This is a genomic window from Gilliamella sp. (assembly GCF_024104075.1).
GTDB lineage: Bacteria > Pseudomonadota > Gammaproteobacteria > Enterobacterales > Orbaceae > Gilliamella > Gilliamella bombi.
In genome coordinates, this window is the sequence record NZ_JAGGHR010000012.1 from 37720 (window position 1) to 59655 (window position 21936).

Genomic DNA, 21936 nt, shown 5'->3' on the forward strand with positions numbered 1-21936 from the left:
TTATTTATAGGTATTAAAAATCTTGTAGTCTTATCATGCTAATTCTGTTTTTAATTTTTTTGCACAGGTTAACTACTTTATTTCCATGCAAAATAAAAAACCCGCCTTTAGGGGGCGGGTTTTTTAATATTTATTGAAAAAATCAACCCGCCCTAGATAGCATAATAGTACCTAAGGTGCTAATAATTCCTGTCATACTAACTAAAATTATCATGATTTTCCCTAAAAAATATTTAATTAAACTAAAAACAAAACAGCCCAACATTTTCATGTCAGGCTGTAATTTTAAAAAACCTTTTTGCTATTTTCGTATTCATTAACAACTTTATTCAATGCTTGATATATGCACTTTTCATCTTGTTTTTTTAATGCTTCATCTAAAATATTAAGATACGATAACATTAGCTTTTGATTATCTTCGGCAAATTGCGGCGATACTTCTTGATCTTCATATAACATAACATACGTACGAGCAAATCCAAAAATCAAAAAATAAACCGATGCATTTTTTGGATCTTCTTGAATTAATGCTCTCATTGCCTTTCTTAACTTTACATAACTATCAGTACCAGGCAAACTTGTCGCAAATGTTTTCGTTACTTCAGAAAATGTCATTGCCATAAACCTCAATCAAAATCACAAGAAGAAAGAATAACAACCCATTAGCATAAGTGCAAGTCTATTTTGTTTGCCAAACAAATTTTTTTAATTTTCGCTAAAAATCAGCAAAAAAACTTAATAATGGAAGTTATATTATTTAGCCTCTTTACAAACAGACAATCCTGCCGATGCTTGTGCAACAGGCATTATTTCAATTGAGTTAACATTAAAATGATTTGGTGTATTAATTAACCAAGAGACAGTATTAGCTATATCTTCGGGAGTAATAAATTCAACACCTTGATAAACCTGTGCGGCTTTCTGGTTATCGCCATGAAAGCGAACATTTGAAAACTCTGTACCACCACATAATCCCGGTTCGATATTAGTAACTCTAACCTTTTTCCCTAATAAATCGGTACGCAAATTAGCACTAAATTGTTTAACAAAAGCTTTAGATGCACCATAAACATTTCCGCCTTTATAAGCATAAGTACCAGCCACAGATCCAAGATTAATAATATAACCAAAATTGCGCTCAACCATTTCTGGTAAAATTTGTCGAGTTAGGTTTACTAGCCCAATAATGTTAGTTTCAATCATTGTTTCCCAATCGTTATAATCTGCTTCATAAGCAGGTTCTAAACCTAATGCTAGACCTGCATTATTTATTAAAATATCTATGGGCTTAAATTCATTTGGTAATTGCAATAAAATAGTATTTACTGCATCTTTTTTAGTTATATCTAATGGTAATGAAAGAAAATTAGCACCTAACTCATCTGCAATGTTTTGCAGTTTATCTGCACGTCTAGCTAAGCCTACAACTTTATAACCATCTGCTATAAGTTTACGGCAGATAGCTTGCCCAAATCCAGAGGATGCACCAGTAACCAAAGCTATATTCATATTAAATCCCCTTATAAACTAAGTTAAAATTGGAGTATATTTCGATAAACGACTATATGCATAAACAAAAAGTAGTACATAAAAATATACTGAAACACATAGTTACCTGAAAGTTTTTTACAAAAAACTATCTAATATCTATAAAAAACCCGCTAATTAAGCGGGTTGATATTTAATACTTCATTTAGCAGGTTCTTCTGCTGGTTCTTCATCTTTTAGCGGAACAATCAAGGTATCAATATGTGTATTATTGATAAGTTGACGAGCAGAAGACATCAACTTACTCCAAAAGTCTTGATGATGACCACACACGACAAGATCAGCGCCATATTCATGAATTGCTTCGATTAATACTTGGTCAAATTCACCATTCCCAGAAAGAGTATGAGCTATAGGATATCCCGCATCATTGGCTAGTTTATTTAATGCAATATGCGCATCTTCAGTAATTCGGTCTTTCATATCATTCATATTAATATCAACTAAACCAGTATAAAGATCAGAATAATTAATACCAACATGAATCAAAGATATTTGAGCATTATATGGCCTAGCCATAGAAACTGCTTTTTCGACAAGAACTTCACTTTCAGGTGATAAATCTACTGCAACTAATATGTGTTTATAAGCCATGATACATTACTCCTTCCAATTTAACGGTCAGATAAAACTACAAAATTGATACTCTCTTTTTACTACTAAATCAATTTTTGAGCAAGCCAAAAAAGTGACCCAGATAACAAAATTGAAATTGGAAGTGTTAAAATCCAAGTTAACGCAATATTTTTAATGGTCTTACTTTGAACGCCACCACCATCAACAATCATTGTACCTGCCACAGATGAAGAAAGAACTTGAGTTGTTGAAACAGGCATACCAGTATAACTTGCAATCCCAATTGATAAAGCCGTAGTGATTTGTGCAGACACGCCCTGTGCGTAAGTCATCCCTTTTTTACCAATTTTTTCACCAATAGTAATAGCTACACGACGCCATCCTATCATTGTTCCAATTGCTAGTGCTGAAGCTACCGAAATAATGATCCAAATCGGCGCATATTCAACAGTTTTAAGTAAATCGTTATTCAAAGATTTCAGATATTGTTTTTCCTCTGCTGTTACATTAGCTTGTTTAGCAACATGCGAAACAGTATCCGATAAACATAATAATATGCGTCTAGCTTGTGAACGTTGTTCAACAGTGAGTGATTCATAATTATTCATTTTATTAAATAAATTATGAGCAATACCCAGTGTGATAAATGAATGTGAATAGTCACAATGATACTTATTCAAATCGCCTTCTGGAATACTTGTGTCTAATGCAGGTTGTTTACCTATTATCGTAGTTAGATCATCATTGTGAGTAACAAAGTACTCCTGAATATTATCAATAGCATTACGAGTGTTAGTAATATCATAGGTAGACGCATTCATATTAACAATAAAGCCAGCAGGAGCGATACCCATCAATACTAACATTAATAAACCAATACCTTTTTGTCCATCATTAGCACCATGAGAAAAACTCACACCTGCAGCAGAAATAATAAGCATTATTCGGATCCAAAAAGGTGGCTTTTTCTTACCATAAAGTTTTTCTCGCTGCTCTGGAGTCATAAAGATGCGTTCTCTTTTTTTACTACTCTTTTTACTTTGCCCTTTACGTGTCCAATACTTACGCAGACAAAAAATCATTAATCCAGCAATAACAAGACCAACTATTGGTGAAACAATCAAGGATAAAAAGATTTGAATCATCTTAGGAATATTAAGCGCATCAATAATTGATGTATCCATAACCAATGCATTTGCAAGTGCTACGCCAATAATAGAACCAATTAAAGTATGTGAACTTGATGCAGGAATACCAACAAACCAAGTACCTAAATTCCAAATGATTGCTGCAAATAAAATAGAAAATACCATAGCAAGCCCATGAGTAGAGCTTACATTAAGTAATAAATCAGTTGGTAACAAATGCACAATGGCATAAGCCACACTAAGCCCACCAAGTAGTACGCCAAAGAAATTAAATACTCCGGCCATAAAAACGGCAAGTTGTTCTTTCAATGCCCTTGTATAAATAACAGTGGCAACAGCATTAGCAGTATCATGAAATCCATTAATAGCCTCATAAAAGAGTACAAAAAGTAAAGCTAAGACTAATAATATAATGGTTGAAAATTCTAAATCAGCAAATAGATGAAACATAATATATCTTTCTGTTGTTAATTAGCGCCACTATTATCCTTGAGAATAAGCTAATGAGCAAAACAATTTTTTACATTTTTCGTTTAGCATAACGTGCCGCCAAAAAAGCACAAATCATTAATTGGATTTGATGAAAGATCATTAAAGGTAGGATCAAAATACCCATCATCGACATGGGGAAGATAACACTTGCCATTGGAATACCGCTTGCTAGGCTCTTTTTTGAACCACAAAATACAATTGTGATTTCATCTTGTTTGCTAAAACCAAAAAATCTTGCACTATAAGTGGTAATAAATAAAACTATAACTAACAGAATAATTGAGAAAAATATAATATTTAACAAAGATAAAAAACCGACTTGCGACCATATACCATTAACAACTGCATCACTAAACGCGACATAAACCACTAATAAAATCGACAAACGATCTGTTTTAGAAATAATATTTTTATACTTATCTACCCATTGACCAATAAAACGTCTAGATAAATGCCCGACAACAAATGGCAACATCAGTTTCAGCATAATAGAGGTAATGGCATCAATTATGTTCATTGATGCCGAGGTTTGAGTATGTATTAACAATCCAACTAAAAGCGGGGTAATAAACACCCCCAATAACGTTGATGCTGAGGCACTGCAAATAGCTGCTGCCACATTACCTTTAGCTATTGAAGTAAATGCTATTGCAGACTGCACTGTTGCTGGTAAAACACAAAGATAAACAAAACCTAAATAAATATCATGTGATAAAAAAGTGGGCACTAATAACTGCATCATCATGCCTAAAACTGGGAATATTACAAATGTAGTTGTAAATATTAACAAATGTAATCGCCAATTTTTTATACCAGAGACAATTGCTTGAAAAGAAAGTTTTGCGCCATGCATAAAAAATAGCAAGCCAATAGCAAAAGTTGTAAGGTATTCAAAAACCGTTTTAGCCTGTCCTTCACAAGGAAAAAAGCTAGCTGTAATCACAACACAAATTAGAATCAATAAGAATGAATCAATCTTAACACGTTGAAATATATTCATGATTTTTAATATCTTTGATTAACAAGAATAAAAAAATCGCCACAAAAGTGGCGATATACAAGAAAGATAAAATTTATTCTAAGAAACTACGAAGCACATCAGATCGACTTGGATGACGTAATTTTCTCAGCGCCTTAGCCTCAATTTGACGAATACGTTCACGAGTTACATCAAATTGCTTACCAACTTCTTCTAGCGTATGATCTGTATTCATATCAATACCAAATCGCATACGTAACACTTTCGCTTCTCTAGGCGTTAATCCTGATAAAATATCGCGAGTTGCGCTACGTAAACTCTCAGAAGTCGCCGCATCTAGCGGTTGCTCAAGAGCTGTATCTTCAATAAAATCACCTAAATGCGAATCCTCGTCATCACCAACTGGTGTTTCCATCGAAATTGGCTCTTTAGCAATTTTAAGCACTTTACGAATTTTATCTTCAGGCATTTGCATGCGTTCAGATAACTCTTCAGGTGTTGGTTCACGACCGATTTCCTGTAACATTTGACGAGAAATACGATTTAACTTATTAATTGTTTCAATCATATGTACCGGAATACGAATTGTCCTTGCTTGGTCAGCTATAGAACGAGTAATCGCTTGTCTTATCCACCAAGTTGCATAAGTTGAGAATTTATAACCACGACGATATTCAAATTTATCAACTGCTTTCATCAAGCCAATATTACCTTCTTGGATAAGATCTAAGAATTGTAATCCTCGGTTGGTGTATTTTTTCGCAATAGAAATAACTAGTCGTAAGTTAGCTTCTACCATTTCTTTCTTAGCTCGACGTGCTTTAGCTTCGCCAATAGACATACGTCGATTAATATCTTTGATTTGCTCAATAGAAAGACTTGTTTCAGTTTCAATTTGTTGTAACAAATCAACTTGAGCTGCAATTTGAGTTTCAAAATCTTTTAGATTATCCGCAAACGCACCTTTCGATGATAAAGCTTTCTTAAACCAATCCATGCTATTTTCATTGCCTGTAAAATAAGTCATAAATAGTTTTTTCGGCATTTTGCATTTTTCAACACAAATCCTCATAATAACACGTTCATGAGTTCTAACACGCTCCATCATGCTTCTCATGTTATTAACAAGAATATCAAACTGCTTAGCAACTAAACGGAATTGTTTAAATATTTCTGATAGATTTTCGATCTCTTTTTGTGCTTTTTTATGAGCACGGCCATATTTTTTAATAGCATCAGACGTTTTATCATGTTGCTCTTTTAATTCGGCAAATTTAGCTTTAGCAACTTCGGGATCGATAGAAACATCATCATCAGTTGATGCCTCGTTTTCGTCATCCTCACTATCATCATCGCTATCATCGATTTCAATTTCGGTTTCACTAACTTCTAAATCTTCAGGTAACTCTTCAACAACTTCTTCAGCATTTGGATCAACAAAACCTGTAATTAAATCAGATAAACGAACTTGTCCACTTTCGATTAAATTATATTGCTCTAAAAGATAAGTTATAGCTTCTGGATATTCGGATACCGAAGTTTGAACTTGATTAATACCATCTTCAATACGCTTAGCAATATCGATTTCGCCTTCACGCGTTAACAGTTCAACCGCTCCCATTTCACGCATATACATACGAACAGGATCAGTTGTTCTACCAATTTCTGACTCAACATTAGATAATACTAATGCTGTTGCAGCTTCAACAGCTTCTTCATCAGGGACATTATCTGAAAGTAATAACTCATCAGAATCAGGGGCTTCTTCAAGAACTTGAATCCCCATATCATTAATCATTTGGATAATATCTTCAATCTGATCTGAATCAATAATCTCTTCAGGCAAGTGATCGTTGACATCAGCATAGGTCAGGTATCCTAGCTCCTTACCTCGAATGATTAGGAGTTTTAACTGTGATTGAGAATTTTGCTCCATAAAGGTATCCATTTTAGTTATTTGGTCATTTATATTATGCATGTAGAACAATATCTGGAATCTACACGTACTCTATATATTTAGTCTTTTTTTGATAAAACAAGTATTAAAGTCGCCAATTCTTTTTTCTCTGCGGTGCTTAAGCCGGAGACTCTCTCTTTTGCGATTAGTTCATCTTGCCTTTGGGCGAGTATATTATCATATAACTCTTTTAAAGTATGTGAAAAAATTGAGCCTATTTCGCCATCTTGATAATGACACTCCCAGGTGGATAAACGATTCAACTGCTTATAAAACGGTCTATCCATACACTCTATTAATATTTGTGCAGTAGTTATATTGGGATAACGTTGACATAGTTCAAGTAATTCAACAAAAATCTCGATCCCGGCCATTTTAACCTGGCGAATCACATTTATATCAGAAACTTGCTCAGCAAGATTAGGATATTGAAGTAATAAACCAATTAAAACTCGCATCGTTGTTAATTTCATTTGTGATGTAGGCGCTTTTTCATTTGCCTTTTCATCACGTTGGGAACGATTTTCTTGAATTAATTGTTCTAATTGAGATACATCAAGTAAACCTAAATAATTACCGAGCTTCTGCAGTAAATTTAATCTAAAGGCTTTTGCCTTAATTTGATCAAGTAGCGGTAAAGCTAGCGAACTCAATTTTGCTTTTCCTTCAGCCGTTTTTAAATCAACCTGTTTCAAAAGTTCATCAAATAAAAATTTCGACAAATTTGAAGATTCATTTAAATATTTTTCAAAATTATCCTTACCGACTTTACGCACAAAACTATCAGGATCTTCATCTTGAGGTAAAAAAGCAAAAGTTATTTTCTTACCATCGATTAAGCAAGGTAATAAAACATTAAGTGCCCGCCAAGCAGCGCTTCGTCCAGCATTATCGCCGTCATAACAAAATATTACCGAATCTGTTGCTCTAAATAATAATTTAATATGCTCCTCTGATGTAGCCGTACCTAAAGCAGCAACAGCATAATCAATGCCATATTGAGCAAGCGAAACCACATCCATATAACCTTCAACCACCATCAGTTGCTGAGGATTACGATTGACTTCTAGCGTTTCATAAAGTCCGTAAAGTTGAAAGCCTTTATGAAAAATGGGGGTTTCTGGTGAATTAATATATTTTGCAGAATCATTAATGATAGTTCGTCCACCAAACGCGATAACATTGCCTTGTCTATCGCGAATAGGAAACATGATTCTTCCACGAAAACGGTCATATTGATTACCCCTATCGTGGCTGACTTGCATGCCGGCTTGTTCATAAAGTGCTTCTTCAGCTTTTGTTTTAACCACACTTTGTGAAGTTAAATGCCACTCATTAGGCGCAAAACCAATTCTATACCGTGCTATAATTTCTGCATTGAGTCCCCGTTGCTCAAGATATTTTTGAGCATCAGTAGATGTAGATAATGCTAATTGTTGCTGATAAAAATCAGTGATTTTGCCCATCAAAGTATATAGATCTCGACGTACATTTCTAGATTCAATGTGCTTTGATTGATCAATTTGATTTTTATCGTTATCAATATAAGGGACACGAATCCCTTGCAAGCTAGCTAACTCCTCAATAGCTTCAGGAAAAGATAACCGCTCATATTGCATTAGAAAATTAACAACAGATCCTGATGCGCCACATCCAAAACAATAAAAGATCTGTTTTTTTTCATTAAGAGAAAACGAAGCTGTTTTTTCATCATGAAAAGGGCAACAACCAAAATAATTATTCCCCTTTTTTTTCATTTTAACGCGTTTACCAATCACATCAAGAATGTTAGTTCGAGCAGTTAAATCCAAGATGAAATCGCGAGGAATAAGACCTTTCATGATAAAACTTTAACCAGTTATGGTGTTATAAAAAGACAACAAGCCGTATCAAAATACGGCTTGTTAGAATTCTTTATATCAAAAAGATAATAAATTGATTTTTAATATCAATTTTAGTTTTCAGTATAAATAATCTTAAAATATTAATATAAGCGAGTGCGACGAGCGTTTTCTCTTTCTAATTTTTTAGCATGGCGTTTAACAGCTGCTGCTTTAGCTCGTTTACGAATAGTAGTTGGTTTTTCGTAAAATTCACGATTACGAACTTCAGCTAAAACTCCTGCTTTTTCACAAGAACGTTTGAAACGACGTAACGCTACATCGAAAGGTTCATTTTCACGTACTTTAATTACTGGCATGTGCCTCTCACCTCAAATTTGTTTAATATCACAAGGGATTAAAATTAGTGCGCAATTTTACCCTCAATCGATATATGTTGTAAAGTAAAAAATAGAATTATTACAAGATAACAAATTAATTTGCTAATCAGCATATAGAGTCAGATAATAAATCAAATCTAATTGAGAATAAACAGGAGTATTTCATGCCATCATTAATTACTGGTCAATATCCAAAGCGCCGCCTACGCCGTAATCGTGCCCATGACTTTAGTCGTCGTATGGTTGCAGAACATAGTTTGACGGCCAACGATCTAATTTATCCGGTTTTTATTGTTGAAGGAAATAATATTACTGAATCAATTACCTCGATGCCAAACGTTAATCGAATGAGTATTGACGTATTGTTAAAAGAAGCGGAACAAGTAGCTAAATTAGGAATTCCTGTTCTTTCACTATTTCCCGCTATTGAACCATCAAAAAAAACCTCATTAGCACAAGAAGCATATAACGAAAATGGGTTAGTACCAAAAGCTGTTCGAGCATTAAAAAAAGAAATTCCAGAGCTCGGTGTATTAACTGATGTCGCACTTGATCCATATACCACGCATGGACAAGATGGCATTATTGATGAACAAGGGTATGTACAAAATGATATCTCTGTTGAAACGCTTGTTAAACAAGCATTAATGCAAGCTCAAGCAGGTGTGGATATTATCGCACCAAGTGACATGATGGATGGACGCATTGGAGCAATACGTAACGAACTCGAAAAGCATGGTTTTTTTAACACACAAATTATGGCTTATTCCGCAAAATACGCATCAAGTTTTTATGGACCTTTTCGTGATGCTGTCGGCTCTGCGAAAAATATTAAAGGTGGTAATAAAAAAACTTATCAACTCGATCCTGCTAATAGTAATGAAGCATTACAAGAAATCTATCAAGATTTAAGTGAAGGCGCAGATATGGTCATGGTTAAACCTGGTATGCCTTATCTTGATATTGTTCGAAGAGTGAAAGAAACTTTTGCCGTCCCAACTTTTGCTTATCAAGTTTCTGGTGAATATGCTATGTTAACAGCGGCAATTCAAAATGGTTGGTTAGATGAAAAATCAGCAATTATGGAATCTTTACTTTGCTTTAAACGTGCTGGTGCCGATGGAATATTAACCTATTTTGCCAAACAAGTAGCCGAATGGTTGCATCAACAAAAATAATATTTTTTGAAATACTGCTCTTTTCAAATTGGAAGGAGCATTTAATTACCTATCTAGTATCTCATATTCATCAAATCACATTATTAATCATATTATTTAATAGCACTTTTTCACTTCTTTTTAATTCACCAGTATAAGAAATTGATAGATAAACATTAATTATCATATTTATACTTGGACAATTATTGTACTTTACTAGAAAATGTAAAAAAGTTTCAGGAAAGCTATATGTTTATGTAAAAATCTGATAATATTTACGGGGATAAGTGATAAGGGAATAAAAAATGATTTATGAACTCGTACCAAACGAATTACATGATGAATTTAAAGCTTTTCATCATGACCTAGAAGAAATAACATCGCAACATGTGCAATCTTGTCCCTTCTGTAAAAAAACTGAATTTTATATAATTCGTTCAAAACCTAATAAAACATATCGTTGTAAAGACTGTCATAAATATTTTACCGTTTCAACCAATACTCCTTTCTATCGTTTAATGCCCTATAATTGGTTAGAGTTTATTTTTACCAACCGAATAAATAAAATGGGCTATAAAGAAATTGCGGACAGACTCGAAACATCGCTCGAAAAAGTTATACGACGAGATCGAGCTATTATTAACTATCTTCAAAGCTATTATCCATCATTACATAACTGGTATACACATCAAAAACAAACAAAACTAATGCCATCTTTAGTGGAACAATACAATACCATTAAAGATAAAGTAACTGCCTTATTGAATGAACAAAATCCAACTTGTAAACACTGTGGTTCTAACGAAACAACCAAAATTGGTTCTCGCACTTGCTATCGCTGCAAACGGTGTCGACATAGCTTTAGTCTTTTAAGCAACACTAGTTTAAACCGTATACCCAAACCTGAATTGTGGTTACAATTCATTGAGTTACTTGTTTCTGGGGCTAATAACTCACAAATAGGAAAAGCTTTAAATTTACACAATGATACAGTACGTAAATGGCGCTCTGCTTGGTACTATATGATGAAAGATTGGCAATGTGAAGCACTTGCAGTATGGTGCAAAAATAAATAAGAAAACAGGATAAAAGGAAAATAGAACTATGAGAAAAAATAATTTATTTTTATATACGTGCATAATTAGCAGTACAATACTAATTAACGGTTGCGATGATAAAAAAACATCTGACAAAAAATCCTTACCACAACTACCAACAGCAGTTATTAATAGCTACCTTTTCCATACTGAGCCAGAGCTCTTACCATTTAGTAAAATGATTAAACAACAGCATATTCAAGGCTCATCAACTAAGATAATTAACTACAATGACAAAGGCTTTGTAGCTAATTATGATTTAGAAGGGCTACATGGCGAAATTAACTACGACACAGCTAAATATAGCTACGGCATGGGCGATACCAGAAACGTTTACGATATTACTTTTGATTCTTCACAAAATATACTAGGTATGAAAAACAATGAAAATGATATCGTCGCAAGTTCAGAGTTCGATGAACAAGATCGTTTAGTTGAAACAACTCTATCGCATTTTGCAGAAAATAATATCATTTTTAACAGCAAAATTATTTATGACAACAATCGTGTAGAACTCGTGTTATATAATGCCTATATTCCTGTAGATGAAAAAACAAAATTCCCTGTGTTGGCTCAAGAAAAAGAATTTGTATATAACGCAAACAATCAATTAGAAAAAACTATTATCAAAACCTTTAAATTATCATCAAATGGAGACATCATCATTAATGATAAAAACGAACAAGAGGTAGAACTAATAGAAACTTGTACTTATTCAGATTATAATCCAAACAGTGATTGGACTAAAGCTGTGTGTATTACAACAGGTGACGAATCAAAAACAGTTAATCTAACAAGAACAATTCAATATAATTAGTCATTGCCATGTTCATCATATTCGCGGCAAAGTATAATTGTATCCTCAATTAAGCGTCTAGCAATGGTGCCATACTCAGGAATTTTAGGTAACTCTGTATAATGGTACCAATTTGCTTCAATGAGTTCGTTTTTATCTACCACTATTTCACCGCTATCATAATCAGCTAAATAAGCCATCATTAATGAATTTGGAAATGGCCAAGGTTGCGAACCAACATAACGAATATTTTTAATTTTTATTTTTGATTCTTCAAATACTTCTCGTTCAACGGCTGTTTCCATTGTTTCACCGATTTCAGTAAAACCAGCTAAAACGGTATATAAGTTATCTTGATTATGCCTAACATGCTTTGCTAATAAAATTTTATTATTATGACGAATTGCCACAATAATAGATGGCGAAATTTGTGGATAATAACGCTCTTTACAATGATCGCATAGACAACACCATTCTGTGCTACTAATATACATCTCATGCCCACAATATCCACAATATTTATGGGAACGATAAAATTCAGAAAGTTGCACAGCCCGACCAGCTAAATTAAATAATGATTGATCTGTTCTATCAAGTAATGAACGAACTGGACTCATCGCATTTTTCATTTCATCACAAATCAGCCAAGCTGTTTGCCCATTCCATTCACCTATTGGTTGAGCAAGTTTATTGGTAAAACCAAATTCATCAGCACACCCAACAGGAACTTCACCATTAGGCAGCCATAATCGTCCATTAGCACTTACAAACCAATAACCGTTTTCATTACCTATTAAATTAAATTGTTGCTGTATATTCATATTATTAACACCAAAGATAAAAACAAAAAAGGAGGATTACTCCTCCTTTTAATCGATACTATTTCTTTTTCTTCTCGTGAAGTCCCTTTTTCTCAAGTTCCCAGTAAATAATTCGTTGCTGAGCAATTGTGAATAAGTTACTGACGATATAATATAAAACCAAGCCTGATGGGAACCATAAGAAGAACAACGTAAAAATTAATGGCATATAAGTCATTAATTTTTGTTGTAGTGGATCGGTAACAGGTGTTGGTGACATTTTCTGAATTAAAAACATACTGACACCCATTAATAAAGGCAAAATATAGTATGGATCTTGCGCTGATAAATCATAAATCCAAAGCGCAAATGGCGCATGTCGTAGTTCAACTGTACTACTTAACATATAGAACAATGATAAAAAAATCGGCATTTGGATAATTAATGGCAGACAACCACCTAATGGATTCACTTTTTCTTGCTTGTAAAGCGCCATTGTTTCTACACTAATTTTTTGCCTATTATCACCATAACGCTCTTTTAAAGCTTGTATGCGAGGCTGTAACAACTTCATTTTCGCCATTGAACGATACTGAGCACGAGTTAATGGGAATAAAATACCTCGAACAATAAATGTGATAACAATAATTGAGAAGCCCCAGTTACCAACAAACCTCTGAATAAACTTCAACAAATAAAACAACGGTTGTGATAAAAACCATAACCATCCATAGTCAACAACTAAATCAAGATGATTGGCTGTTTCTTTCAATTGGCTTTGAATTTCTGGTCCTAACCATAATTTTGCACCAATAATTTGTGAACTCCCCGCAGGAATAACTGCTGATTCACTTTTGAAACCAATTGTTGCTTGAGAATTATTAGTCGTTGCACGAGAATAAAATAGATTATTTTTATCCTGTGCGGGTACCCATGCGGAAGCAAAATAGTGTTGCAACATCGCAATCCAACCCGTTTGAGTCTCAACCGATAAAGCTTTATCTTTGATATCATCAAAACTGTATTTACTATAATTAGAACTAGAACTAGAGTAAGCTGTACCACGGAATGCGCTTTGTCCTAATCCACTACCACCTTCGGTTGGAATATCATCAGGTAATTTAATTGTTTGTTTTAATTGACCATACATGGCAACATCAACAGGTGCACTGCTTTGGTTATTAATATCATACTGAACATCAATAGAATAACTACCACGGTGTAATATATAGTATTTAGTATAACTTACACCATTAACTTGATAAGTAAGAGGAACACGCAATTCATCTTGCCCATCAGCTAAAACATATTCTGACTTTTCAGTTTGATAGACTGGGCGTTTTGATCCTTGATTTGCATTATCAGGACCATCCTTACCTGTTAATCCGCTTTCAGCAACATAAACAAAATCTGGACGAGATGTTAATAATTGGAAAGGCGTACCAGAATGAAGCGTTTGCTCATATTTCAATAATTGTGCAGCCTGAACATCCCCACCATAAGTATTAATAGTGAGTGACAGCACATCTGATTTTACAGTAATTGTTTTACCTACTGCGCCAGCTATTGAGCCATCATCACTTTGTTGTGTTAATTGGTTTTCGATCGGGGGTTTAGGTGTGTGATCTTCTTCCCACGCTTTCCAAATAAAAAAAGATACAAAAAGTAAAGCAATGACTAAAATATTACGTTGAGATCCCATTAGTGTTTTTCTCTATTGGTTTTAATTTTTGGAGGAACAAAATCTTCTCCTCCTTCATGTAAAGGATGACATTTTAATACACGTTTAACGGTTAGCCAACCACCTTTTATTAATCCAAAGCGTCTCAGTGCAATTATTGCATACTGTGAACATGTCGGTGTAAAGCGACATTTAGGACCTAATAAAGGACTAATAAAACGTTGATAAACACGAATAAAAAACACAAAAACATTAACTATCATATAGTTAAATGCATAAATATGCTGTTTAATAATCAATTTAAATTTATTCAAGCCTCGTATTTGGCTATGATTCGTTGGCATAATTTATTCAGTGTTTCAACGAGTTGCTGATTATCTAAGTCGATAACTGGCTGTTTGGCCATCACAATAAAATCAATATTAGGAAATTGATGTTGATGAAGCCGAAAATACTCTTTAGCCAGTCGCCTTATACGATTACGCTCATGAGCTCGTTTCACTTGTTTTTTAGCTATAGCAAACCCTAACCGCATATGATTGTAGTTATTTTTTCGTGCAACTAAAGTTAAAAACGGAGAACCAGCCCGAATGGACTCTTGGAAGACATGATTGAAATCAAAGGGAGTTAACAACCGCAACTCCCGAGGAAAAGTGAACTTAATCACCCAACTTTAAATCAGCTAGCAACAGTTAAACGAACACGGCCTTTAGCACGACGGCGAGCAAGAACTTGACGACCGTTTTTAGTTGCCATACGAGCACGGAAACCGTGAGTTCTATTGCGTTTTAATACTGATGGTTGAAATGTGCGTTTCATGACGATTTATATCCAAATCTAATTATCAACAGGTTGCAGAGTAAAAACTCCACAGCATTAATTAAAGAGGTCGGAATTATAGTGCCTATTTTATTTTTCGTCAATGAGATTTTTACAGATAAATCCCATTAACCCTTAATTACCATACGATAAAATAAAATAGAATAAATAGATTATAAAATAATAAGTTATAATTAAAAAAACAATTAACTAATTCCAAAAAGTAAGTACTTGTTTACTTTTCTCACCACCGATTTCGCGCGCTAATTTAGGCACTAAATAACCAGATACTTGCTCGGCAAGCTGTTTCATTATTAATTTAGCTGAGTTATCATCAACTAGAAAATGAGCAGCTCCTTGTACTTTATCTAATAAATGAATGTAATAAGGCAAAATGCCAATATCAAAAAGTTTATTACTTAACTGAGCCAAAACATTGGCATTATCATTAATATTTTTCAGTAATACACTTTGATTTAGCACAATCACGTCACTCTTTTTTAAAAGCCCCACTGCGCCAGCAACTGCATTATCAATTTCATTTGAATGATTAATGTGAGTAATTACTACAATTTGCAACCTACTTTCAACAAATAACCGACAAAGTTCAGCCGTTACTCGTGAAGGAATAACAACAGCCAAACGCGTATGAATCCGTAAACGCTTAACATGAGGTATTTTTTCAAGTGCATTAATCAAAAAAGCTATTTCATGATCTTTTGCCATTAACGGATCACCTCCTGATAAAATAATTTCATCAAGTTCAGGATGATTTGCAATATATTCAAGCGCAATGGCAAGATTCTTCTTAGATCCTTGATTATCATGATAAGGGAAATGCCGTCTAAAACAGTAACGGCAGTTAATTGCACAAGCGGTCTTAGTGATCAATAATGCCCGATTGTGATACTTATGCAATAATCCAGGAATGGCATTATCTTGCTCTTGTAATGGGTCATGACTATACCCTTCAACTTTTAATAACTCCCTATCATCACAAAGCACCTGTAACAAAAGTGGGTCATTACTATTACCCTTTTCCATTCGATTAATAAAAGCCCTAGGAACTCGAAGCGGAAACGCCTTTTTTGCTTGTTGCATGCGGATTGAAATGGTATTGGGATCTAGTCCTAAATAGGAGTATAAAACGTTGATATCTGTCACAACATTGGTCAGATCAAAAATCCACTCATCTTTATTATTTGGTAGTTCAACTTTTTGCTGTATAATACGACTCATTTTTTGTAATTCAGAATTTTAGTTGGAGCTTTTATGGCATCTTATAGTACTAATGAGTTTAAAGCTGGTCTTAAAATAATGCAAGACGGCGAACCGTGTGTCATTGTTGAAAATGAGTTTTATAAACCAGGTAAAGGTCAATCTATTAATCGTGTAAAAATTAAAAAATTACTTTCAGGCAAAACTGTCGACAAAACATTCAAATCAGGCGAATCAGTTGAAGCCGCTGACGTTGTTGATATGAATTTAACTTATCTTTATACCGATGGTGAATTTTGGCATTTTATGAATAACGATACATTTGAGCAACTTTCGGCTGACGCCAAAGCGGTTGGCGACAATGCAAAATGGTTAGTTGATCAAGCGGAATGTATTTTAACTTTATGGAACGGCCAACCGATTGCAGTAACACCACCAAATTTTGTTGAACTTGAAGTAATCGAAACTGATCCAGGTTTAAAAGGCGACACAGCAGGAACAGGTGGTAAACCAGCAACATTATCAACAGGTGCAGTTGTTCGCGTGCCTTTATTTGTACAAATTGGCGAGATCCTTAAAGTAGATACCCGTTCAGGTGAATACGTATCACGCGTAAAATAAATTAACATTTATCGCAGAAAAAGAGAGGTTGCACTAACCTCTCTTTTTCATCTAAACAGCATAAATTTAATCTTACTGTTTTACGCCAATCCAATGATTAAAACCTTTTAAAATCTATCCAAATTTAATTATCAACACAATTTTTACATACCCAGTAAAAAGTATAGTTTTAAGACAGCAACTAAATAAAATATCATTACTTTTCAAATATGTTAAAATTCAAATAAAATAAGATAAGGAAATAGAATGATAACAATTAATATGTTAACTCAGAATAAAAAGCTATCTGATTTTGAGGATGTAATAGAAATCTTTGATAAAATTTATGAATATATACCTTGCGAATCTGATCTAAGCACAAAGCTGGATCGCGATGCCTTTTATGCTTTTGTTGTCATTCATACCATCAGCCACTGGCAAAGTGATGGTTGGTGTAATCTTTTATGGAATTATGCTACAGCAAAATATATCGTACCCGCAATGAAAGCGGTAAATTTACCACAAATTGCAGATGCTTTTGAACAAGTAGAACAAACTTATCCCTTTTCCTATTCAGAATGTGAAAATGAAAAAGAATTATGTAGTTTAGCCAATTTTATTGAAAACCCACGGCAAAAGCGCAAATATATTTCTTCAGAAAGATTATTAGCCATTTCGGAAGAACAACGTCAAACCTACTCAAAAAATTTTATCACTAAATTAAAAATATTAGATGATCTGGTTACACCTTTATGGGATTATCAAGCACCAGAACAGGAAGTCTGGCGACCTGTCATTCATTTTATAAATCAACATATACAAAAGTAATCTATAACGATCTAATCCCAAAAAAGTAAGGGGGGGCACAACCGACCATCTTAATTAATCTTTAATGGACAATATTTTGTGGTAAATTTGAACACATTCCCGAATATCCAAACTAAAATTATTTTACCTTTTCAGCGCTACACACTAATTTAGCAAGTGTTCCTTGTTGCTGATCTTGGGTATAAATTGCCCAACAAGTTTTCAGCGAGGCATCAATAGGCTTTATCAGTTGTACTTTGTTATTATAGCTATAATTGCAGCTAGCCCAAAAGCTCAATTTATTGGTATCATTACTACCATCTAACAACCAAACTGCCTTATATTTTTTCCCATTTATTGTCGCTGGCTTAGGTTTTATTTGTTTTGCGGAATCGGCTGATTTTCCTGAATATACTTCTACTTGATTTAGTCGACGTAAAGAAGTACTGTGAGCAATATCTTCTGGCAAAATTAAACTATCAATTTTTTTCATATCATAGCCTTCTTCAGACACTTCCCAACCGTCAGGTACAACTTCTAAATCAGGTTTAGAATATTTTATTGTTACCGATTCGGGACAAACTATCTCTTCATTTGCGTTAACTGAATCACAAAAACTTGCCCCTATTATGGCTATTGTTGCTAAATTTAAAATTTTATTTTTCACGTTTTCTATTCCTAATTAATCGTATAAAAATAAGATGATTTTGACTAATTAACATCATCTTATTAAAAAAAATGCATTGACTATTAGCTATCCAAGCCAAGGTTATTTTTACTGTCTAATTTACTCACTGTGGAAACTTAAACTAACTTTATCATCACGTTTAATAAAAAGATTGTGGACCTTCATGTATTTTTTTATCGCAATTTAGTTTTACTTTCATTTTACCTTTTGCATCTTTTGAAGTTATTACCCAACAAGTTTTCATGGTCGAATCGATACGTTTTATCAGGCGAACTCGATTAAATGAATAAGAACAATTAAACCAGTAGCCAGTATCATTGGATGTATTATAACTAGTATCAACATGCCATGAATGTTTATATTTTTTACCGTTAATAGTAATTGTAAAAGGTATCATCTGTCCTAAATTCACTGGTTTACCAGAATATACTTCACCATCATCAACCTGCAAAAACTGATTTTTTTGTTCGAATATTTGCCACCCTTCAGGCAATATTTCTAGTTCCGTCGGAATGGATTTTACTTGAACTGAATCGGGGCAAGTTATCTCATAAATTGCGTTAACCGAAAAGGACATGCCAAACCCAGCTAATAATATTACTGTAATAGTAAAAATTTTATCTTTCATGTTAACTATTCCTTTTTAATCATAAAACATAATTTTTATTGGAAGATAATATAACTTTTTTAATAAGTTAATTCATTAATTAACTACATTATCTAATCGATTATTGATTAAGTATTATTACAAACCTAAGTTGTATTTTTAGTTTATTCTAGGGATTTTTAGTATTGTTATATTAGCAAACAAGATAATATCCTATCGTTAGAAAACTTTTCTTTGCTAGCTTAATTTAAATATAATCGCCTTCATCAATTAAGAAAGACAACGATAGTTAAGTGAACTAATTTAAGCTAACTAATAGTATTTATAGAATATGAGTTGTGACTATCAAGGCAGAAAATTACTTAAAAAAATAAGCGATATATCTTACTTGTTGATAGATAATAAATGCACAAATTCAAGGCTCTATTCACACTAAACAGAGCCTAGAGACACTAATCAACAATCACTCGCCCATTCAAAGGTTGAGTTGGGCGATTATTGTTGTGATGCATGATTGAGTGGAATTTTTCGATTTGTTCAGCAGATGCACTACTTTCTTGTTCTAACACAATCCATCGAACGCCTTCAGTACAAGGTGGAGTTGTTAGTGAACCGCTAAAGCGGTAAAAATCCAATCTATTTGGCAATAAAGCCTTAATATCGACTGATTGAGATAATGTGGCGGTACTGCCTTCGTCTTCTGGCATTTGTTGCCAAGCTTTCGCTAATTCAGGATTAGGTTTTCCTTTATTAAACATCAAGGCAACAACCGTTAAGTCGCCATTTTTGTTTTTATAAACAAAATGAGCTTCCATCGGGAAGTATTTGCCTTTAATTTTATTTTCGCTTGGCGTATGAAAATGGAATTGTTGTAACGTAAACAGCTCGTTGTCAATTTCAAGCGTATTGCCATCATTAACATTAACTTGAATTGTATGACCGTTATTAATGATTTCCTGCTTGCTTAGTTTAAACGTCAGTTTAAGTTTATCGTGGTGCGTTTTAAAAACATGTTCAATGTTAATTGGTGATTGATTTTTTCCTGTTTCGCAGGTTGAAAACTCTGGCGAAAGGTGTCCCCAATTTTCTGGATTATTTTCGCCTTCATAACCCCAATGGAGGGCAGGCTCTGTTGCAGCACAAGATAGACTAGTAACCATTAAAGCCACAATTATTGCATTAAATTTCATCTTGGTTTTACAGCTAGAAAGTGATTAGTGGAACCAAATTATACGCCACAAAAAATTACCTTACTAGAATCGTATATCATCACTTTTTAATATTTTTATAAAAAAAATGTTTGACATTTAAACAAAAAAGTAAGCTACAAAATAACCTGTTTTATTTGTTGCTAATTTTACTCAATATTTATTATGATAATATTTAATTATATTAAGTTATCATTGCTTTGGCATCATCAGTCAGAAGCTTTTTTGACTTTTAGTCATTAAAATACTAGCCTCGCAGGCTCTGCCAGCTCGGCGCCCCAACTTGCGCGGGGGCTTTATTCTTGTCTATATTGTCCCCTCAAGCACCATAACCTCCCCCCGCGCCCTAAGGATTAAGGACTAAACGCTAAAAACTAAGGTGCGGTGCACATAGTGTAAACGCCAACGTCGGCTTGGACGGGGAAGACGTTGCCGTAGTTATCCCATTCGTCGTTGTCGCCCGAGGCGACAGTGAATCGATAGATACCTTCTCTACCTCCTACCTCGTCGCTTGTCCAGTAGCTTTTGACGGAGTAGGGCTTGGCGTCGATGAAGTTCGCATCAGCGTAGTAGCCCACGTGGCCCCACTCCGTGAAAAATCCTGCACCTATGTAACGCATGTAAAACGAAGTTCGTGACCACGGCTTGGCGCCACGTACACCATATATACAGGGGAAACCCGTGAGCTCACTACATATTGTATTGGTTAAATCGTTTACCCTCGGCATGCGATAACCCAAACCATTACACCATGCTGACGCCTCACTATAACGATCATATCTGAGCAAATCCCCCCACCGAGGGAAGAACCACTGCCTCAATTCAAATCCATATTTTACTACCTCATCACCAGTATTAATATCTCTACCCACTAACTCAAACGTCTGTGGTAACTGCGGCATAACAATTGGGTTAGGATTCGGATTAGGCCATTGATTTCTTGCATCTGGACCTGTTAGCTTAACGCGTACAACTACTTCTCCTTTATCTTCTTGAGGAATCCACCTATCATTAGCTACAACATTTGTCACTGTTGCAGTGATTCCCCCCAAAGTAACGGGTTCCCATGTCAATTCATTTATATCTACTCCACTTATGAGTAAATCAAAATATAAATTATGCGCACCTGTAGTCGGAAAATTTAGGCTGTATGATTCAGGATTGATTGATTGTACTAAAAAGCCCTTATCAGGATTCCATATGTCAGCTGGGCCTGCGGATAAGCCCGTACCCACATGTAGATTCGGCCTTGCATAATTGATAACTGGCGACGGTATTATTATTGCATCACTACGATTACCCGCTCGAGCCTTTTTACCATTCGCCTGAACATTCCATGACGATGACAATAATAACAGTGCTAATACTAGCAAAGCTGTTTTAGGTGATTTGAACGATAATTTCGATAATTCGTTGAGAAATAATTTGGAAGGTATAAATGAGCTTAGTGTAAAAACACGTCGAATAAGATTATTTAATAAATTTAAGACATAGGTTTGCCAGTGCTGGTGTCTGGTGTCTGGTGTCTAAAATGATA

23 protein-coding genes are annotated in these 21936 nt (G+C 34.2%); 5 read left to right on the forward strand and 18 right to left on the reverse strand.

Annotated elements, in window-relative coordinates; genetic code table 11:
- Window positions 1-285 precede the first annotated feature (285 nt).
- The 8 genes from J6569_RS05240 to rpsU all read right to left on the reverse strand — a co-directional run bounded on the left by J6569_RS05240 (window position 286) and on the right by rpsU (window position 8900).
- Window positions 286-615, reverse strand: coding sequence for a hypothetical protein (locus J6569_RS05240; RefSeq protein WP_034914101.1), 330 nt, complete (start codon window positions 613-615; stop codon window positions 286-288).
- Window positions 616-753: 138 nt separating this feature from the next.
- Entirely contained in the window at window positions 754-1509 is a 756-nt protein-coding gene (locus tag J6569_RS05245; RefSeq protein WP_085163721.1) for an SDR family oxidoreductase, read from the reverse strand.
- A gap of 180 nt (window positions 1510-1689) precedes the next feature.
- Window positions 1690-2142 (reverse strand): universal stress protein UspA, encoded by a 453-nt coding sequence (gene uspA / locus J6569_RS05250; protein WP_065589863.1) that lies wholly within the window; start codon window positions 2140-2142, stop codon window positions 1690-1692.
- 65 nt (window positions 2143-2207) lie between these two features.
- On the reverse strand, window positions 2208-3722 hold the full coding sequence (gene pitA, locus J6569_RS05255; RefSeq protein ID WP_065589862.1) for an inorganic phosphate transporter PitA: 1515 nt from the start codon (window positions 3720-3722) through the stop codon (window positions 2208-2210).
- 70 nt (window positions 3723-3792) lie between these two features.
- Entirely contained in the window at window positions 3793-4764 is a 972-nt protein-coding gene (locus tag J6569_RS05260) for a bile acid:sodium symporter family protein (protein ID WP_034914119.1), read from the reverse strand.
- Window positions 4765-4837: 73 nt separating this feature from the next.
- Complete coding sequence (gene rpoD / locus J6569_RS05265) at window positions 4838-6691, reverse strand: RNA polymerase sigma factor RpoD (protein ID WP_085163738.1); 1854 nt, start codon at window positions 6689-6691, stop codon at window positions 4838-4840.
- 68 nt (window positions 6692-6759) lie between these two features.
- Window positions 6760-8541, reverse strand: coding sequence for a DNA primase (gene dnaG / locus J6569_RS05270; RefSeq protein ID WP_296317948.1), 1782 nt, complete (start codon window positions 8539-8541; stop codon window positions 6760-6762).
- A 143-nt stretch (window positions 8542-8684) separates the two neighbouring features.
- The gene (gene rpsU / locus J6569_RS05275) at window positions 8685-8900 is read right to left on the reverse strand and encodes a 30S ribosomal protein S21 (protein ID WP_034882800.1); all 216 of its coding nucleotides are present in this window, start codon (window positions 8898-8900) and stop codon (window positions 8685-8687) included.
- 185 nt (window positions 8901-9085) lie between these two features.
- On the opposite strand from rpsU, the gene hemB reads away from it, so the two are divergent.
- From hemB to J6569_RS05290, 3 genes are all read left to right on the forward strand, one after another.
- The gene (gene hemB, locus J6569_RS05280; protein ID WP_296317949.1) at window positions 9086-10099 is read left to right on the forward strand and encodes a porphobilinogen synthase; all 1014 of its coding nucleotides are present in this window, start codon (window positions 9086-9088) and stop codon (window positions 10097-10099) included.
- 284 nt (window positions 10100-10383) lie between these two features.
- Window positions 10384-11154 (forward strand): IS1 family transposase, encoded by a 771-nt coding sequence (locus J6569_RS05285; protein WP_174798909.1) that lies wholly within the window; start codon window positions 10384-10386, stop codon window positions 11152-11154.
- 28 nt (window positions 11155-11182) lie between these two features.
- Window positions 11183-11992: a hypothetical protein gene (locus tag J6569_RS05290; protein WP_174798908.1), complete on the forward strand. Its 810-nt coding sequence runs from the start codon at window positions 11183-11185 to the stop codon at window positions 11990-11992.
- On the opposite strand, the gene nudC is transcribed toward J6569_RS05290, so the two are convergent.
- From nudC to epmB, 6 genes are all read right to left on the reverse strand, one after another.
- Window positions 11989-12792, reverse strand: a complete 804-nt coding sequence (gene nudC, locus J6569_RS05295; protein ID WP_296317951.1) for an NAD(+) diphosphatase — start codon at window positions 12790-12792, stop codon at window positions 11989-11991. The genes J6569_RS05290 and nudC overlap by 4 nt on opposite strands.
- Window positions 12793-12850: 58 nt before the next feature.
- Window positions 12851-14473, reverse strand: a complete 1623-nt coding sequence (gene yidC, locus J6569_RS05300; RefSeq protein ID WP_296317953.1) for a membrane protein insertase YidC — start codon at window positions 14471-14473, stop codon at window positions 12851-12853.
- Window positions 14473-14715, reverse strand: coding sequence for a membrane protein insertion efficiency factor YidD (gene yidD / locus J6569_RS05305; protein ID WP_296302165.1), 243 nt, complete (start codon window positions 14713-14715; stop codon window positions 14473-14475). The genes yidC and yidD overlap by 1 nt, the downstream gene beginning before the upstream one ends.
- Before the next feature lie 47 nt (window positions 14716-14762).
- Window positions 14763-15119: a ribonuclease P protein component gene (rnpA, locus tag J6569_RS05310; protein WP_080702383.1), complete on the reverse strand. Its 357-nt coding sequence runs from the start codon at window positions 15117-15119 to the stop codon at window positions 14763-14765.
- Window positions 15120-15130: 11 nt separating this feature from the next.
- Window positions 15131-15271, reverse strand: a complete 141-nt coding sequence (rpmH, locus tag J6569_RS05315) for a 50S ribosomal protein L34 (RefSeq protein WP_025314679.1) — start codon at window positions 15269-15271, stop codon at window positions 15131-15133.
- A 210-nt stretch (window positions 15272-15481) separates the two neighbouring features.
- A complete protein-coding gene (epmB, locus tag J6569_RS05320) occupies window positions 15482-16510 on the reverse strand; it encodes an EF-P beta-lysylation protein EpmB (protein WP_296317955.1) in 1029 nt (342 codons plus the stop codon).
- Window positions 16511-16543: 33 nt separating this feature from the next.
- Between epmB and efp the strand changes: the two genes are divergently transcribed.
- Together efp and J6569_RS05330 are read left to right on the forward strand one after the other, a co-directional pair.
- Window positions 16544-17110, forward strand: a complete 567-nt coding sequence (efp, locus tag J6569_RS05325; RefSeq protein WP_034914965.1) for an elongation factor P — start codon at window positions 16544-16546, stop codon at window positions 17108-17110.
- A 246-nt stretch (window positions 17111-17356) separates the two neighbouring features.
- On the forward strand, window positions 17357-17917 hold the full coding sequence (locus J6569_RS05330) for a hypothetical protein (protein ID WP_065589853.1): 561 nt from the start codon (window positions 17357-17359) through the stop codon (window positions 17915-17917).
- 118 nt (window positions 17918-18035) lie between these two features.
- On the opposite strand, the gene J6569_RS05335 is transcribed toward J6569_RS05330, so the two are convergent.
- The 4 genes from J6569_RS05335 to J6569_RS05350 form a co-directional block, all read right to left on the reverse strand.
- Complete coding sequence (locus tag J6569_RS05335; protein WP_085163730.1) at window positions 18036-18563, reverse strand: STY0301 family protein; 528 nt, start codon at window positions 18561-18563, stop codon at window positions 18036-18038.
- Between the two features lie 160 nt (window positions 18564-18723).
- Window positions 18724-19212 (reverse strand): STY0301 family protein, encoded by a 489-nt coding sequence (locus J6569_RS05340; protein WP_034914955.1) that lies wholly within the window; start codon window positions 19210-19212, stop codon window positions 18724-18726.
- Window positions 19213-19643: 431 nt separating this feature from the next.
- Window positions 19644-20381, reverse strand: coding sequence for a carbonic anhydrase (locus J6569_RS05345; RefSeq protein ID WP_034914950.1), 738 nt, complete (start codon window positions 20379-20381; stop codon window positions 19644-19646).
- A 392-nt stretch (window positions 20382-20773) separates the two neighbouring features.
- Window positions 20774-21748: a hypothetical protein gene (locus J6569_RS05350; RefSeq protein WP_296317960.1), complete on the reverse strand. Its 975-nt coding sequence runs from the start codon at window positions 21746-21748 to the stop codon at window positions 20774-20776.
- Window positions 21749-21936: the final 188 nt, after the last annotated feature.